We start from the raw sequence: 14,867 nt of genomic DNA, 5'->3' as shown, positions 1-14,867 counted from the left end.
GAGGCGGGCGCCCGCGGTCCGTGCGGGAGGTGCGGTCGGATGCGCGTCGGGGACCGGTCCGTGGACATGCCGAGGGCCCGGACGGCGACGCGGTGGACGTCAGCTGTGCCGGGTGGAGGGAGGGCCGCGCGGGACGCGGGGGCCGTGGGCGGCGGCGGGCGGCGCGCGCTCGCGGCGCGGGTCGCCCGCGAGGAGGCCGCGCGCGGGCACGGTGAGGTCGGCGGGCGCGGCGGGCGGGGCCGCGGGCGCGGCCGGGAACCGCGCGGGGTTCTCGACGGCGGCCGGGAGACCGACGGCGGCGGTGGCCGCGAAGTGTGGCTCCGGCGAGGCCGCGCGGGGGACCGTGTGGGATCCGGCCGCGGAGGGAGCGCCCCCGGGCCCGTACCACCGGCCCGAGTCGCTCGGGATCGGGACGGCCGGGCTCTCGGAGCCTCCTGTCCGGAGAGTGACGGCCGGACTCCCGGGCTCTGCCGGGAGGAGAGCGCGGAGCACCGGGTCCGCCCGGACGGCGGCCGCCGCGCGGACGTCCTGCGGCGGTGCCGTGGCGGGCGGGAGGGCCAGCAGGGACCAGAGGGCGCACAGGAGCGCGGGGACCAGGGCGGCGAGACGCCGGGGCGAACTGCCCACCGTGTCCCTCCCCGTCACCTCGTGATCTCGCGTGCGGCCTCAGCCTATGCCGGTGGCGTGCGGGCCAGGCACCGGGGACGCACGACGGTTGAGTACGGATGCTCATGTCCCGGCGGCGGGGCCGCCGGACGATGGTCCCGTCACCGTTCCGCTCGGTTCCTGGGGGTCCTCCGTGCTCAGCCGCATCGCCGCCCGTGTCGTCCCGTTCTTCGGACGGCTGACCGTCACGTCGGACCCCGGGGCCCGGGTCGAGCCGGGCAGCATCCTCGTCGTGAACCACACGTCGCTGGCCGATCCGGCGCTCGTCCTGGCCGCGCTCCGCGGGCGGCTGGCCGTCGAGCCGGTCCTGCTGGCCACCTCCGGTCTCTGGCGGATCCCGGTCCTCGGCCGTGCGCTGACCCGCGAGGGCCACGTGCCGGTCCACCGCGGTTCGGCGCGGGCCGCGGCGGCGCTGGACCACGCGGCGGTCGCGCTCGCCTCCGGTCGGCACGTGATGCTGTACGCGGAGGGGCGCATCCCGCCGCGCCGGGACGCCGCCGAGAACCCGCCGGAGACGTTCCGCACCGGCCTCGCCCGGCTCGCCCGTGCGACGGGTGCGCCGGTCGTGCCGATCGGACAGGCCGGGGCGCGGCGGATCACCTCGGGCGGCCGGGCGAAGCAGCTCGCGGGCGTGCTCACCGCGCCGGTCCGCAGGCCGGGCCTGCACGTGCACATCGGGACGCCGCTGCGGCTGCCCGACGACCTGACCGCCGCGACGGAGCTGGCGCACCGCGCCGTGACCGAGGCGTGGCGGCGGGCGGCCGGGGCGCTGGGCGAGCCGGCCGCGCTCGGCGGCGGGAGCCGGACGGCCGGTCCGCGGGACTGAGCGCCGGAGACTCCGTAAGGCGGGGCCGTCCCACCACGACCGGGGAAGGGGGCTCTCCCGAGCGCTCCCGTGGGAACACGGCTCAGAAGATCGACAGGCCCGTGATGGTCGTGAAGCGGTCGAGGGCGGTCACGCCCGCCACCGAGTTGCCCCGGGTGTCCAGGCCGGGACTCCACACGCACAGGGTGCAGCGGCCCGGGACGACGGCGACGACCGCTCCGCCCACGCCGCTCTTGCCGGGGAGCCCGACCCGGTAGGCGAAGTCACCGGCCGCGTCGTACGTGCCGCAGGTGAGCATCACGGCGTTGACCTGCTTGGCCTGACTGCGGGTCAGCAGACGGCTGCCGTCGGCGCGCAGCCCGTGCCGGGCCAGGAAGCCGGTGGCGAGGGCGAGGTCGGCGCAGGAGGCCTCCACGGAGCACTGCCGGAAGTACTCGGTCAGGAGCGCGGGCACCGGTCCCGTGATGTTGCCGTAGGAGGCCATGAAGTGGGCCAGGGCGGCGTTGCGGTCGCCGTGGGCCGCCTCGGACGCGGCCACCCCGGCGTCGAAGGCGAGGTCCGGGTTGCCGCTCTCGGCGCGCAGGAAGGAGAGCAGGGTGCCGGAGGCGTCGCCGGTCAGACGGTGCAGTCGGTCGGTGACGACCAGGGCGCCGGCGTTGATGAACGGGTTGCGGGGGATGCCGTGCTCGTACTCCAGCTGGACCAGGGAGTTGAACGGGTCGCCGGACGGCTCCCGGCCGACGCGCGCCCACAGCGCGTCGCCCTCCCCGGCGAGGGCGAGGGCCAGGGTGAAGACCTTGGTGACCGACTGCGTGGAGAAGGGGCGGCGCCAGTCCCCCACGCCGTACACGGTGCCGTCGAGCTCCGCCACGGCCATGCCGAAGTCGCGCGGGTCGCCCGCCGCGAGCGCCGGGATGTAGTCGGCCGGTGTGCCCCGGTCGGTGAGCTCCGCGAGCTCCTCGGCGATGCGGTCGAGGACGGGCTGGAAGGAGGTGTTCGTGGTCACGCGCCGCCTCGCGCTCCGTGACCGGCGGGCGCGGGGGACGAGGTGGGCGCGGGGGAACCGGCGGCCAGGCCGAGGTCCCCGCCGTCCGGGACCGCGAAGTAGCGGGCGACGTCGGCCTCCGTGACCTCGGTGAGGGTGGCCGGGGTCCAGTGGGGGTCGCGGTCCTTGTCGACGACCTGGGCCCGGATGCCCTCGACCAGGTCGGGGGTGGTGAGGGCAGCGCAGGAGACCCGGTACTCCAGGTCGAGGACGGCCTCCAGGGAGCCGAGGGCGCGCGAGCGGCGGAGGGTGGCCAGGGTCGCCTTGAGGGCGGCCGGGGAGCGCCCGAGGAGGGTCTCCGCCGTCTCCTTCGCGGCGGACACACCGCTCCCGAAGAGGCGCTCGACGATCTCCTCGACGGTCGGGGCGGTGTAGCAGGCGTCGATCCACGCGCGCTGCTCGGCGAGGACGCAGGCCGGCGGGGCGGCGGTGTGCCGGGCGAGGGCCTCCTCGGGGGCCAGGTCCGTCAGGTCACGGGACAGGGCGGGCAGTTCGGCCGAGGGGACGAAGGCGTCGGCGAGGCCCGTGAGGATGGCGTCGGCGGCGCCGACGACGGCACCGGTGAGGGCCATGTGGGTGCCGAGCTCGCCGGGGGCTTGGCCGAGGAGGTGGGTGCCGCCGACGTCGGGGACGAAGCCGATGCCGGTCTCGGGCATGGCGACCCGGGAGCGTTCGGTGACGACGCGGACGGAGCCGTGGGCGGAGACGCCGACGCCGCCGCCCATCACGATGCCGTCCATGAGGGCGACATAGGGCTTGGGGTAGCGGGAGATGCGGGCGTTGAGGCGGTATTCGTCGCGCCAGAAGGCCGCGGACGCGGTGCCCCGGGCGCGGGCGTCGTCGTGGATGGCGCGGATGTCGCCGCCGGCGCAGAGGCCCCGCTCCCCGGCGCCCTCGACGACGACGGTGGTGACGGCCGGGTCGTGCTCCCAGTCGGTGAGCGCGCCGTCGACGGCGCGGACCATGGCGTGGGTGAGCGCGTTGATGGCGCGGGGCCGGTTGAGGGTGATGAACCCGGCGCGGCCCTCCGTCCGGAGGAGCACGTCGGGAGTTCCGGTCGGCACGATCACTCGGTCCCTTCGGGTGGCACGGCTGTGTGTCCCGGTCACCGTACCGGGGCATGCCGCGTCTCCCGGGACAGGGTGCCGGGGCTCGGGGGGGGCGGGGCGCGGAAGGGCGCGGTGCTACGGGGGCGCGGTGCGGGACGGGCGGGAAGGACCCACCCGCTTCTCGCGGATCCTGATGGCGCGGTGCGCGGTCCGGTGACGGCCGCTCCTCCGCGTCCCGACGCCGAGTCCTTCCCGTCACCTCCATGGAACCACCGGCGGGACGGGGCGCGAACGCCGCCGTCCCGCCGGTCCGCACGCGCTCAGGCGGGCAGCAGGTCCTGGGGGATCCGGACCTGCCGGGGGGTGGAGAGGCGCAGCTCGATGATGTCCCGGACGGTGGGCCACTCCTCGTCGAGGATCGAGTAGAACGCCGTGTCGCGGACGGCGCCGTCGAGGCCGCGCGCGTGGGCCCGGCGGATGCCCTCGCAGGTCGCCCCGAGACGTTCGATGGCGATTCTGGACCGGGTGTTGCGGGCGTCGGCGCGCATCGTGATCCGGCGGACGCCCCAGGCGTCGAAGGCGTGCCGGAGCATGAGGAGCTTGGCCTCGGTGTTGATCCCGGTGCCCCGGGCGTCGCCGGCGATCCAGGTGTTGCCGATCTCGGCGGCGTCCGGGACGGCGGTCAGCGGATCCCCGTGGGGCAGGCCGGGGACGGGCGGCCAGACCAGCGGACCGCGCCAGTAGTCGAGTTCGAGGAAACGGGTCGAGCCGATGACTCGCCCGTCGGCCGTACTGACCAGGGCGAAGGGCAGGCAACGGCCTGCCGCCTGATCGGAGAGGGCACGGGCGATGTAGTCGAGGGCCGATTCGAGGCCGTCGGGTACGGGGGTGAAGGCGTAGGCCGATCGGTCCGCCCCGCCGGCCCGGGCGAGGGCTTCGGCGTGCCGCATCGCCAGCGGCTCCAGGCGCACGGAGCGCCCGGTCAGGAGAACAGGTACTGGCACGGGTCCTCGGGTCTTTCACGGGCAGGGACGACCACCACCGAGGAGAGGCCGCGGCGGCAGTCAGGAGGGGGTTCTCGTCCGGTGCCGACAGCGTCGTGAGAACGACAAATGAGCAGGTAAAACGGTTCGCCACCGGGTGCGAGGAGGATCAGTATGCAGCCACAACCGCTCCGAGAACAGAACCCCGGGACAACCCGTGCCCACGCGTGGGTGAAGCCTGCCGAAAGCCCGGCCCGGACGGTCTCACGGGCCGGACGGGGCCGCCCGCCAGTCGGACGGCCCGTGGGCTCAGACGCAGGTGGGATGGCCCCAGCCGTCGGAGTTCTTGGCGATGGTCTCGCCCTTGTCGTAGGCACGACCACAGCGGCAGCGGCCCGGGAATTTGGCGTTCAGGGTGCCGCCGGACGGGCGACTCCGGCGGGCCCGGCCCTCCCCGGCGCTCGTGGAGCCCGAGCGGGGCGCAGAGGAGCGCGTCCGGGGCGTGGAGGGGCGTGCGGAAGGCTCGGCCGGGGGCAGTTCGGCGCCCTCCCCGGAGACCAGGGGCTCCTGGGTCCGGGCCGAGTGGCTGGCGGCGCGGTCGGCGGCGTCGTTGAGGGGGTCGCCGTCGACCTGGTGCGCGGGGACGTACACGAAGTCGACGTCCCGGCCGGTGAGCAGGGCGTCGATCCGTACGACCAGGTCCTTGTTGGCGACCGGGGTGCCCGCGGCGGTCTTCCAGCCCTTGCGGCGCCAGCCGGGGAGCCAGGTCGTGACGGCCTTCATGGCGTACTGCGAGTCCATGCGGACCTCGGCGGGCACGCCGGGGTCGAGGGCCTCCAGGAGCCGCTCCAGGGCCGTGAGTTCGGCCACGTTGTTGGTCGCCCGGCCGAGCGGGCCCGCCTCCCAGCGGTCGATCGTTCCGTCGTCGTCGCCGATGACCCATGCCCAGGCCGCGGGGCCGGGGTTTCCCTTCGACGCGCCGTCGCACGCCGCGATGATCTTGTTCGCCATCCCACGATCCTGACACGGCGGCGGGGGTGGGCCGTCCCACCCCCGCCGCCGGCCGGCCGGGGCCGGATCAGAAGGCGCCGTAGTTGACCTGCCAGGTGGGCAGGCCCATCCGGCGCCACAGGGCGACGACCCGGTCGCGGTCGTCCAGGGAGACCCGGACCGCGTACCGGTGGCGCACATGGGCCTCGAAGAGCTCCGCCTTCACGAGGTCGTCGCCCCGGCCGTCGCCGGAGGCCCGCATCCACAGCTCGTCGTACGGCACCTCGTGCTGGGCGAGCCAGCTCTCGGTGAGGGCCCGGTGGTCCTCGCTGCGCCCGGAGAGCAGGACGATCCGGTCCCGCTCGGTGTGCCGGAAGGCCCGCAGGGCGTCGCGCACGGACACGTTGAGGAGGTCGCGGTCGCAGCGGCTGAAGTCGTACGGGCCCCGGTCGACGCGCAGCGCGAGGGTGCCGTCGATGTCGCACATGACGGCGGTGGGGAGCGCCGGGTCGGGGACGTAGGGCTCGCCGACGGTCGGGCGGTCGTTGAGCCAGTCCGCGGTGAGCCGCCAGCCGCCCCGGGTGGCCTTGGTGTGCTTCTGGGCGAGGATGCGGATGATCTCCTCGCCGACGGGCCGGTCGCGGGCGGCGTCGCGGCGGACGCACTCGTCGGCGGTGACGTCGGTGAAGTCGTGGACGGCGAAGGTGGCCAGGCCGCCCACGGCGTCCTTCAGCCGCTTGGGGATGTACGGCGTGAGGTGCGTGTTGTCGACGACGACGTCGAAGCCGTCGTCGACGGCGGCGCGGACCGCCGCGTCCTGGATGCCGAGCACGGTCTGCTCGTGCTGGTGGGACCGGCCCCGGTCCGGGGCGGGCACGTCCAGCATGGCGCGGAGGTCGTCGAGGTTGACGCGGCGCATCCGGCCCTCGGCGGCGGCCTGCAGGGCGCGGGCCGCCGTCGTCTTTCCGGAGGCCGGGAGGCCGGTCATGAGGTGGACGACGGGCACGGTCAGTTCTCCTCGTCGTGGGCGAAGGGGTCGGTGGCCTCGGGGCGCAGCTGCCGCCATACGAGGAGGTCGGTCGGGCGGCCGTCGAGGCGCAGGAAGAGCAGGGCGCGCAGGGCGGGGTCGGTGAGGCCCGCGGCGGCTCGGGCGAAGGCCGCCCGGTCGCCGGCGAGGTGGGCGAGGCGGGCGTAGGCCTCGTCGACGGCGCGCTCGCGGTCCGCCGCGGCCGTCTCCAGCCGGGCGATCACCTCGCGCACCCAGGCGTCGAACTCGTCCGGGACCTGTTCGAGGAGGGCGTCCAGGGGCTTGCCGCCGGAGGCCTCGACGTCGGTGACGGCGCAGCCGAGGCCCTTGGCCAGCTCGCCGGCCGGGAGGCCGGCGAAGCGCTGGATGCCGTGGCCGCGCCAGATGTCCCGCTCGGTGACGCCGGTGAGGACCTTGTGGAGGCGCACGTACTCGCTGAGCTTGGCCTTGGCGCGCAGGCCGGAGGCGAAGCGCAGGACGAAGCCCTCGGCGTCGGTGCCGGTGGCCCGCTCGCCGCCGGGGAGCGTGTTGGACTCGGTCAGGGCGACGAGTTCCGCCACGCCCATGGCGGGCCAGGTGCGGACGACGGAGCCGAGCGGCTGCCAGCCCTCGGCGGCCTGCGCGAGGGGCAGTTCGGTGCCGTCCGCGCGGAAGGCGGCGAGCAGCACGAGGTCGCGGCGCTCGCCGTAGTTCACGACGATGCGGTTGCCCGGGTAGAGCATCTCGGCGAGGTAGGTGACGCCGGGCGTCAGGCCCGAGGTGTCGGCGGCGTCGAGCCTGCGCCGGGCCCAGGCGGCCTGGCCGCTGGTGAAGGAGCCCTTGGAGGCGACGTGCCAGCGGTCGGCGTAGTGGAAGACCACGGCGAGGCTGCCGTCGACCTTGTCGTACACCTCGAAGGGCTCGTCGGGGAGCGGCGGCGCGTAGGGGCGGCCGCCGGAGTGTTCGGAGAGGTTGAAGAACTTGGGGAGGGGGAGCGCCACGATCCGCCCGGTGGTGTCGTCGGCGACGAGCCCGCGGCAGCGGGTGGTGGCCCGGTTCCAGATCTGGGCGTACTGGCACGCGCGCGTGTACGTGTAGATCGACAGCGGCAGCTCGGGGTGGCGCTTGCGCGTGACGTGCCCGTCGGCGAGTGCCGCCGCGAGCTCGTCGGGCGGTATCAGGTCGTGCAGAGTCAGGGTCGCCTGGCTCATGGGGTCCCTCCCGTGTGGTCCGATGATCCATTCTGGGGCGCAAGGACGCCGGTGGACAGCCGTTTTCCCGGGAGGGAGCGGGGGCGGGGTGCCGATGCGGCTCCCGAACCCGGGCGTGTCGGTGGTGCCCCGTAGACTCGCCGTCTGCCCGTCGGTGACGGATCCGGCGCAGACAGAGGAAGCGAGCCCCATGAACCACGCGGACGGCACGGCACCGATCTACGCCGAGCTCATACGGGAGCGGGGGGACGTTCCCGGTGACGTTCGTCAGGTCGCCGAGGAGGTCATGCGCGATCTGAGCCGCGTCATCCAGATGCCTCCGCAGGGGATCCCCGGCCCGCAGGGCGCCGTCGCGCACGCCGGTGCGCCGCACCCCGGCGTCGGCGGCACGATGGGCGTCGGCGGTCCCATGGGCGTCGGCGGTCCCGCGGGCATGGTGGGCCAGGCGGGCGCCGTCGTCCCGCACCGCCCCATGCGCTGAGCCCGTCGCGCGTCTCCGGCGGGATCGCCGGGCCGTTGTCGGTGGCGTACGGCATGCTGCCTCCCGAGGTGGCCCGGGCCGCGCGGCGGCCGGGTCTCGGACGGCGAGGCAGGGGATGACGACATGGCCGAGGTAGTGCTCTTCCACCATGTGCTGGGGCTGACGGAGGGCGTCGTCGCGTTCGCCGACGGGCTGCGGCGGGCCGGGCACACGGTGCACCTGCCCGATCTGTACGAGGGCCGGACGTTCCGGGATCTCGAGGCCGGCGCCGGGTACGCGCAGGAGGTCGGATTCGGCACGATCGTCGCGCGGGGCGAGGAGGCGGCCGGAGGCCTGCCCGGGGCCGTCGTGTACGCGGGGTTCTCGCTGGGTGTGCTGCCCGCCCAGAAGCTGGCGCAGACCCGGCCCGGAGCCCTCGGAGCGCTGTTGTTCAGCGCCTGTGTGCCGCCGGGCGAGTTCGGCGCGGCCTGGCCGGAGGGGGTTCCCGCCCAGGTGCACGCCATGGACGCCGATCCGTTCTTCGTCGGCGACGGGGACCTGGAGGCGGCGCGCGCCCTGGTGGCGGATGCCCCGGACCGCGAGCTGTTCCTGTATCCGGGGACGGCCCATCTGTTCGCGGAGGCCGGCACGGCCGACCACGTGCCGGAGGCGACGGCGCTGTGCGCCGAGCGGGTCCTCCGCTTCCTGGACGCCGTCGACCGCTGAGGCGCGCACGCGGGTCCGCGCGGCGGGCCGGGGTCAGCCGATCGGTGGACCCCGGGGTCGGCCGTCCCGCCGTGCGGGAGGCGCCGGGCGGCGGACCCGGACGAGCGGGGCGCGGGCGGAGGATCGGGGCAGGGCGCGGGCCCGCTCGGGGCGGTCCGCGCGGTCGCCGCAGCGAGGAGTGCGTCATGCCGAGGTTCCACCGTCCGTCCCGTGCCGTCCGGGTGCTGCTGCCCGGCGCGGTGGCCGTGGTCCTGCTCGCGGGCTGTGCCCAGGGCTCCGGAGGGACCGCGTCGGCCCCCGGCGCGACGGCGTCCGCCGGGGTCTCCCCCGGCGCGGGCTCGCCGTCCCCCGGCTCCCCCGCCACCGGGACGCCCGCACCGGACGGACGGGCCGCAGCGGACGGCAGGCCCGCGCCGGGCACGCTGCTCGTCACCGACTTCGGCTCCGACACGGTCACCTTCGTGGACCCGGCGCGCGGCGCCACCGGTTCCGTGCGGGTCGGCACCGCTCCGTACGGTCTGGCCGTCGGCCGGGACGGACGGGCCTGGGTCGCGACCGCCGAGGGCGTGGCCGTCGTGGACACGGCGAGCCGCGAGCGGCTCGCGCTGATCCCGTACCGGACGGACAGCGGGCCGGTGACCACGGGCGAGTACCGGGGCGGCGGCATGGGCATCGCGCTCGCCCCGGACGGGCGGCGGGTGTACGTGGGGGTCAACGTGCCCGGCGGGAAGGGCTCCCTGGAGGTCGTCGACACGGCGGCGCTGGAGGTCACGGACGTCGTCCCGGTCGGCCGGCGCCCGTTCGACGTGGACGTGTCCCGGGACGGCTCGGAGGTGTACGCGACGAACCACGACTCCTTCGACGTGACGGTCGTCGCGGCGGGGACGCTGGAACCGCGCCGGATCGAGGTCGCCCCGTACGGCACGGAGGGCGGGCTCGGCTCCTGGCTCAAGCCGCACTACACCGCCGTGCGCCCCTCGGACGGAAAGCTGCTGCTGCCCTTCGAGGGCGAGCGGCTCGCGGTGGTCGACCCCCGGACGGGCCGGACGACGGTCGAGCGGATGACCGCGAACACCCATCAGCACGGCACCACCGTGACCGCCGACGGCACGCTGCTCACGGTGGGCACCGGACCGATCGACCCAGACGCGGACGCGGGACCGTCCCTGACGGTGCGCGCGCCCGGCGGGACCGAGCGGGTCCACCCGCTGGAGGGCCCGCACGAGAGCGTGGCGGTCTCCGCGGACGGCCGCACCGCCTATGTGACGGGCGGTTTCACCCGGGACGGGTACTGGGACGGGCTGAGCGTCGTCGACCTCGCCACGGGCGACACCCGCCGGCTTCCGGCGGGCTCGCGACCGCTGGGCATCGCGGTGCTCTGACGCCCGCCTCCCCGCGTCGCCCCGCGACCGGGGTCCGGCCGGGCCGTCAGAGGCCCACGATCAGCTGGATGCAGACGATCTTGACGAGGATCGCGAGGGCGAACAGGGTGGCGTAGCCGGTGTTGACCCGGCTGTCGGAGACACGGCTGTTGGCGTACGCGGTGATGGCGGGGTTTCCCACGTACCCCGCGAGGAGCCCCATCGTGCGCGGCCTGCTCTGCCCGAGCAGCCGGGCGACGAGGACCATCAGGGCGTAGCTGAGGACGGCGGAGACGAGGAGCACGGCGAGGAGCTTCAGGCCGAAGAGGGAGAAGGCCTCACGGCGGAACGCGTAGCCCGAGCCGAGGCCGACGCAGGCGAGGAAGAGCAGCAGGCCGATCTGGCGCAGTGTGAGGTTGGCGCGGGTCGGCAGGACCCACACCAGCGGCCCGGTGCGCCGCAGCCGGCCGAGGACCATCGCCGTCACGAGCGGTCCGGCGGCGGTGCCGAGGGACAGCACCGTGGAGCCGATCGTCACCTTGGGGATGCCGATGAGGAAGCCGGCCGCGAGGCCGAGGCCCATGGACACGGCGCTGACCTCGCTGACCCTGGCCTCGGTGTCGCCGAGGAAACGCGTCACCTCGGCGGTGCGGTCCCGGGGCATGACGACCCGGACCCGGTCGTCGAGCTGGAGCAGCAGGTCGTCGTGGGCCAGGAGGTCCCGGTCGCCGCGGCGGACCCGGGTGGCCTTGGCCCCGTAGCGGTCCCCCAGGCCCAGCTCGGCGACGGTGCGGCCGGCCAGGTCGGGGTTGGTGAGGAGGATGCGGCGGTAGTCGACCACGTCACGCCGGTCGAGGAGGTGGACGGGCGCCAGGCCGCCGAGTGCCGCCGTCCCGGCGGCGACGGCCTCGGGGCCGCCGACGAGCACGACCTCGTCGCCGGGGGCGAGGGCGTCGAGGCCGAGGGCGACGCGGGGCCGGCCGTCGGCGGTCCGGTGCACGCTGGCGAGGAGCTGCCCGTCCGCGGCCCCGGGCACCTCGGACCAGACCGCCGGGCGGGTGACGTCGACGGTGCGGGTGACGAGTGCGTCGGGGAGTCCGGTGCCGGGGTCGCGGCGGCCGGGCCAGTTCCGGGCGGCGGCGACCGCGGCGACGAAGAGGATCGTGAGGACGACGGCGAGGGGGTAGCCGATCGCGTAGCCGGTGGCGGCCTGGGCGGGGTCCTCCGAGGCCGCCTGGGCGGCGGCGAGGCCGGGGGTGGTGGTGCCGATGCCCGCGTACCCGCCCGCGAGGTAGGTGCCGTCGATGCCGAGGACGGTGTTGCCGAGCAGGCCGACGGCGAGGGCGGTGAGGACGAGCGCGACGACCGCGCCGGTCATCACGGCCAGCTGGGGGCGGAGTTCGCGGAAGAAGGCCGGGCCCGCTTCGAGGCCGACGGTGTACACGTAGAGCGCGAGGCCGAGGACGGGGAGCCCGGCGGGGACCGCGGGGCCGATGTCCGGGTCGAGCGCGCCGAGCAGCAGTCCGACGAAGAGGACTCCGGCGGCGCCGAGCCTCACGGGACCGAAGCGGACCATGCCGAAGAGCGATCCGGCGGCAATGACGATAAAAAGGGTGAACCACGGATAGTCAGCGAAAAATTGCCACATGGGCTTACTGAGCCACACCTGGTGGCTCCTTGCACGCTCATACGGAAGGGCGGACAGCGTGACGCGACCGAGGATCCTCGTGGTGGGCGCCGGTTTCGCCGGAGTGGGCTGTGTCCGGCGGCTCGAACGGCGGCTCACGGAGCGGGAGGCACTGATCACGCTCCTCTCGCCCTTCTCGTACCAGCTCTATCTGCCGCTGCTCCCCCAGGTGGCGGCGGGCGTGCTGACCCCGCAGTCGGTGGCCCTGTCGCTGCGGCGCAGCCAGCGGCACCGGACCAGGATCGTCCCGGGCGGTGTGGTCGGGATCGACACGGCGGCGAAGGTCTGCGTGGTGCGGACGATCTCCGGCGAGTACGTGACGGAGCCCTACGACCATCTGGTGCTCGCGCCCGGCAGCGTGACCCGCAGCTTCGACATCCCGGGACTCGCCGAGCACGCGCGCGGGATGAAGACGCTCGCGGAGGCCGTGTACATCCGGGACCACGTCATCGCCCAGCTCGACCTGGCGGACGCCAGCAACGACGACGAGGAGCGGGCCGCGCGGCTGCGGTTCGTCGTGGTCGGCGGCGGTTACGCGGGGACGGAGACGGCGGCCTGCCTCCAGCTGCTCACGTACAACGCGGTCAAGCGGTACCCCCGGCTCGACCCCTCCCTCATCAAGTGGCACCTGGTGGACATCGCGCCGAGGCTCATGCCCGAGCTGGGCGACAAGCTGGGCGCGGCCGCCCTGGAGATCCTCACGAAGCGCGGCATCGAGGTGTCGCTGGGCGTGTCGGTCGCCTCGGTCGACGACGAGAACGTGACGCTCACGGACGGGCGGGTGCTGCCCAGCCGGACGCTGATCTGGACGGCCGGGGTGGCCGCGAGCCCGCTGATCGGGACCCTCGGCGCCGAGACCGTGCGGGGCCGGCTGGCGGTCTCGGCCGAGATGGACGTGCCGGGGCTCGACGGGGTGTGGGCGCTGGGCGACGCGGCGGCGGTCCCCGACCTGGCCAAGGGCGAGGAGGGGGCGATCTGCCCGCCGACCGCGCAGCACGCGATGCGGCAGGGCAAGGCCGTCGCCGACAACCTGGTCTCGCGGCTGCGGGGCGAGCCGACCCACCCGTACACGCACAAGGACCTGGGGCTCGTGGTGGACCTGGGCGGGATGGACGGCGTGTCGAAGCCGCTCGGCGTGGAGCTGCACGGGGCGCCCGCCCAGGCGGTGGCGCGCGGCTACCACTGGGCGGCGCTGCGGACCAATGTGGCCAAGACCCGGGTGATGACGAACTGGCTGCTGAACGCGGTCGCGGGTGACGACTACGTACGGACCGGCTTCCTGGCCTCGAAGGCGGGGACGCTGCGGGACTTCGAGTACACCGACGCCTATCTGACCCCGGAGCAGGTCCGCGAGCACACGGGCTCGTTCCGCGGGGCGGTCGGCGGGAAGTGACCGCGCGGCGCCGGGGTCACGGCCCCGGCGCCGCGGAGCCGGTCACCGCGCCAGCACTCCCGCCGGGCCCATGACGATGACGGGGCCCGCGGCCGGGTCGAGGGCGCGCAGGAGCGTGCGCAGGGCCTCACGGTCCAGGGCCACGCAGGCCTGCGTGGGGCCGCCGTGGTCGGCGTGGATCCAGACGCCGCCGCCCTTCTCCTCGCCGAGGGGGCGTTCCCTGTCGAGCGGGGTGCGGCCGGGCACCCGGTTGTAGTCGATGGCGATCACGTGGTCGAAGGAGCCTTCGAGCGGTTCGCCGGAGAGGCCGGTGCCGCTGATGGCGAAGTCCACGTCCTCGTCGTACGGGAGCCGGGTGCCGGGGTCGGGCAGCAGGCCGCCCGCGTCGCCGAGGCCGAAGACCCCGATGGGGCTGCGCAGGTCGCCGGCGTAGTGGTCGTCGGTCCAGCCCTCCAGCGCGTTGTGCGCGGGCCAGGGCCCCGCGGCCTCGGTCCACCGGCCGGAGGGGTCGCGCCGGTAGAGGGTGGCGGTGGCCCTGCTGGAGTCGGCGGTGGCGCCGGTGACGACGAAGGCCTGGGTGGTGCCGTCGGGCAGGAGGGCCTGGGTGGCGGGGCCGAGGCCGGGGATCCGGGGTGCGGGGACCGGGGCGGAGGCGAGGTCGTTGGCGCCCGCAGCCGGCGGGGCCGGGACGGGAGCGCCGCCGCGCTGGCCGGGCGCGTGCGTGGGGGTGGGTGCGGCGGGCGTGGGTGCGGTGGGGCTCGCGCAGCCGGTGAGCAACAGGGCCGCGCACAGTGTGCCGGCGGTCAGCAGCGCGGGGGCGCCCTTGCGGACGGGCATGGGACGGCATCCTCCTGGCCGGGGGCAGTGGCAGGCGATCCGTACCCGTTCGGCGCGCGGTGCTGCCCTCGCGCCCCCGCCCTCACCCGGACGGACGCGTTTCCCCGGAGGGAAAGCGGTTGACCGGGCGGTCGGGGCGGGATTTCCTGCGGGAATGAGTGATCTTCGTATCGAACAGGCCCGGACCGAGGAGCAGCTCGCCGACTGGCGGGCCGTGCACAACTTGATCATCCCCACGGCGGTGCTCTCCCCCGAGGACGTGCGGGAGCGCGCGGGCCGGAACCGGCTGGACGTGGCGTACCTCGGGGACGTGGTGGTGGGGTGTTCGACGGTGCGCCCGCCGGACGAGGAGACCCCGGCGGCGACGGTGATCGCGCGGACGCTGCCCGGGTACCGGGGGCGGGGTTTCGGGACGGCGCTGTACGAGCGGGGCCTGGAGCACGCGCGGACGCTGAGCGACGAGGGCGTGGAGACGGTGGTGCTCGCCTCGAACGAGGAGGGGCTGCGGTTCGCGCTCGCGCGCGGCTTCGTGGAGGTGGAGCGGTACGTGCTGCCGGGTGACACGATTGCGTTCGTGGCGCTGCGCCTGGGGTGAGGCGGCCTGACACGGAAGCGTCCTGACGCTTC

At 75.2% G+C, this 14,867-nt stretch carries 15 protein-coding genes; 6 read left to right on the top strand and 9 right to left on the bottom strand.

Going from position 1 to position 14,867, the window contains the following annotated elements; genetic code table 11:
• Positions 1-99 precede the first annotated feature (99 nt).
• On the bottom strand, positions 100-627 hold the full coding sequence (locus ACFYXU_RS15760; protein ID WP_389406688.1) for a hypothetical protein: 528 nt from the start codon (positions 625-627) through the stop codon (positions 100-102).
• A gap of 172 nt (positions 628-799) precedes the next feature.
• Between ACFYXU_RS15760 and ACFYXU_RS15755 the strand changes: the two genes are divergently transcribed.
• A complete protein-coding gene (locus ACFYXU_RS15755) occupies positions 800-1,492 on the top strand; it encodes a lysophospholipid acyltransferase family protein (protein ID WP_376517661.1) in 693 nt (230 codons plus the stop codon).
• 82 nt (positions 1,493-1,574) lie between these two features.
• On the opposite strand, the gene ACFYXU_RS15750 is transcribed toward ACFYXU_RS15755, so the two are convergent.
• From ACFYXU_RS15750 to ACFYXU_RS15725, 6 genes are all read right to left on the bottom strand, one after another.
• Complete coding sequence (locus tag ACFYXU_RS15750) at positions 1,575-2,498, bottom strand: glutaminase (RefSeq protein ID WP_329852944.1); 924 nt, start codon at positions 2,496-2,498, stop codon at positions 1,575-1,577.
• Positions 2,495-3,601: an enoyl-CoA hydratase/isomerase family protein gene (locus ACFYXU_RS15745; protein WP_389406687.1), complete on the bottom strand. Its 1,107-nt coding sequence runs from the start codon at positions 3,599-3,601 to the stop codon at positions 2,495-2,497. Before ACFYXU_RS15745 ends, ACFYXU_RS15750 begins: the two co-directional genes overlap by 4 nt.
• A gap of 305 nt (positions 3,602-3,906) precedes the next feature.
• Positions 3,907-4,590 carry a GNAT family protein gene (locus ACFYXU_RS15740; protein ID WP_329852940.1) on the bottom strand — a complete coding sequence of 228 codons (684 nt, stop codon included), beginning with the start codon at positions 4,588-4,590 and terminating at the stop codon, positions 3,907-3,909.
• Positions 4,591-4,878: 288 nt separating this feature from the next.
• Positions 4,879-5,580 (bottom strand): ribonuclease H, encoded by a 702-nt coding sequence (locus ACFYXU_RS15735; RefSeq protein ID WP_389406686.1) that lies wholly within the window; start codon positions 5,578-5,580, stop codon positions 4,879-4,881.
• Between the two features lie 67 nt (positions 5,581-5,647).
• On the bottom strand, positions 5,648-6,565 hold the full coding sequence (locus tag ACFYXU_RS15730; protein WP_376517496.1) for an AAA family ATPase: 918 nt from the start codon (positions 6,563-6,565) through the stop codon (positions 5,648-5,650).
• A gap of 2 nt (positions 6,566-6,567) precedes the next feature.
• A complete protein-coding gene (locus tag ACFYXU_RS15725) occupies positions 6,568-7,776 on the bottom strand; it encodes an RNA ligase (RefSeq protein WP_389406685.1) in 1,209 nt (402 codons plus the stop codon).
• Between the two features lie 190 nt (positions 7,777-7,966).
• Between ACFYXU_RS15725 and ACFYXU_RS15720 the strand changes: the two genes are divergently transcribed.
• The 3 genes from ACFYXU_RS15720 to ACFYXU_RS15710 all read left to right on the top strand — a co-directional run bounded on the left by ACFYXU_RS15720 (position 7,967) and on the right by ACFYXU_RS15710 (position 10,344).
• Positions 7,967-8,257 carry a hypothetical protein gene (locus ACFYXU_RS15720; RefSeq protein WP_376517501.1) on the top strand — a complete coding sequence of 97 codons (291 nt, stop codon included), beginning with the start codon at positions 7,967-7,969 and terminating at the stop codon, positions 8,255-8,257.
• 123 nt (positions 8,258-8,380) lie between these two features.
• Entirely contained in the window at positions 8,381-8,962 is a 582-nt protein-coding gene (locus ACFYXU_RS15715; RefSeq protein ID WP_376517503.1) for a dienelactone hydrolase family protein, read from the top strand.
• 185 nt (positions 8,963-9,147) lie between these two features.
• A complete protein-coding gene (locus tag ACFYXU_RS15710; protein ID WP_389406684.1) occupies positions 9,148-10,344 on the top strand; it encodes a hypothetical protein in 1,197 nt (398 codons plus the stop codon).
• A 46-nt stretch (positions 10,345-10,390) separates the two neighbouring features.
• On the opposite strand, the gene ACFYXU_RS15705 is transcribed toward ACFYXU_RS15710, so the two are convergent.
• The gene (locus tag ACFYXU_RS15705; protein WP_389406683.1) at positions 10,391-11,971 is read right to left on the bottom strand and encodes an aspartate:alanine exchanger family transporter; all 1,581 of its coding nucleotides are present in this window, start codon (positions 11,969-11,971) and stop codon (positions 10,391-10,393) included.
• Positions 11,972-12,029: 58 nt separating this feature from the next.
• Between ACFYXU_RS15705 and ACFYXU_RS15700 the strand changes: the two genes are divergently transcribed.
• A complete protein-coding gene (locus tag ACFYXU_RS15700) occupies positions 12,030-13,403 on the top strand; it encodes an NAD(P)/FAD-dependent oxidoreductase (RefSeq protein ID WP_376517510.1) in 1,374 nt (457 codons plus the stop codon).
• Positions 13,404-13,445: 42 nt separating this feature from the next.
• Here ACFYXU_RS15700 and ACFYXU_RS15695 read toward each other — a convergent pair whose 3' ends face one another.
• Positions 13,446-14,240, bottom strand: a complete 795-nt coding sequence (locus ACFYXU_RS15695; protein ID WP_389406682.1) for a hypothetical protein — start codon at positions 14,238-14,240, stop codon at positions 13,446-13,448.
• Positions 14,241-14,394: 154 nt separating this feature from the next.
• Here ACFYXU_RS15695 and ACFYXU_RS15690 point away from each other — a divergent pair, with 154 nt between their 5' ends.
• Complete coding sequence (locus tag ACFYXU_RS15690; RefSeq protein WP_376517764.1) at positions 14,395-14,835, top strand: GNAT family N-acetyltransferase; 441 nt, start codon at positions 14,395-14,397, stop codon at positions 14,833-14,835.
• The last annotated feature ends 32 nt before the right edge of the window (positions 14,836-14,867 follow it).

Origin of the sequence: Streptomyces sp. NPDC002232 (assembly GCF_042890295.1) — a bacterium.
GTDB lineage: Bacteria > Actinomycetota > Actinomycetes > Streptomycetales > Streptomycetaceae > Streptomyces.
The sequence above is the reverse complement of the archived record's forward strand: the minus strand, read 5'-3'. Positions and strand labels throughout refer to the sequence as shown.

What these genes read in the sequence shown, in the direction of transcription:
- ACFYXU_RS15735 (WP_389406686.1), bottom strand. Translation starts at nt 5,580, where the DNA reads ATGGCGAACAAGATCATCGCGGCGTGCGACGGCGCGTCGAAGGGAAAC.
- ACFYXU_RS15725 (WP_389406685.1), bottom strand. Translation starts at nt 7,776, where the DNA reads ATGAGCCAGGCGACCCTGACTCTGCACGACCTGATACCGCCCGACGAG.
- ACFYXU_RS15720 (WP_376517501.1), top strand. Translation starts at nt 7,967, where the DNA reads ATGAACCACGCGGACGGCACGGCACCGATCTACGCCGAGCTCATACGG.
- ACFYXU_RS15715 (WP_376517503.1), top strand. Translation starts at nt 8,381, where the DNA reads ATGGCCGAGGTAGTGCTCTTCCACCATGTGCTGGGGCTGACGGAGGGC.
- ACFYXU_RS15710 (WP_389406684.1), top strand. Translation starts at nt 9,148, where the DNA reads ATGCCGAGGTTCCACCGTCCGTCCCGTGCCGTCCGGGTGCTGCTGCCC.
- ACFYXU_RS15705 (WP_389406683.1), bottom strand. Translation starts at nt 11,971, where the DNA reads ATGTGGCAATTTTTCGCTGACTATCCGTGGTTCACCCTTTTTATCGTC.
- ACFYXU_RS15695 (WP_389406682.1), bottom strand. Translation starts at nt 14,240, where the DNA reads ATGCCCGTCCGCAAGGGCGCCCCCGCGCTGCTGACCGCCGGCACACTG.
- ACFYXU_RS15690 (WP_376517764.1), top strand. Translation starts at nt 14,395, where the DNA reads ATGAGTGATCTTCGTATCGAACAGGCCCGGACCGAGGAGCAGCTCGCC.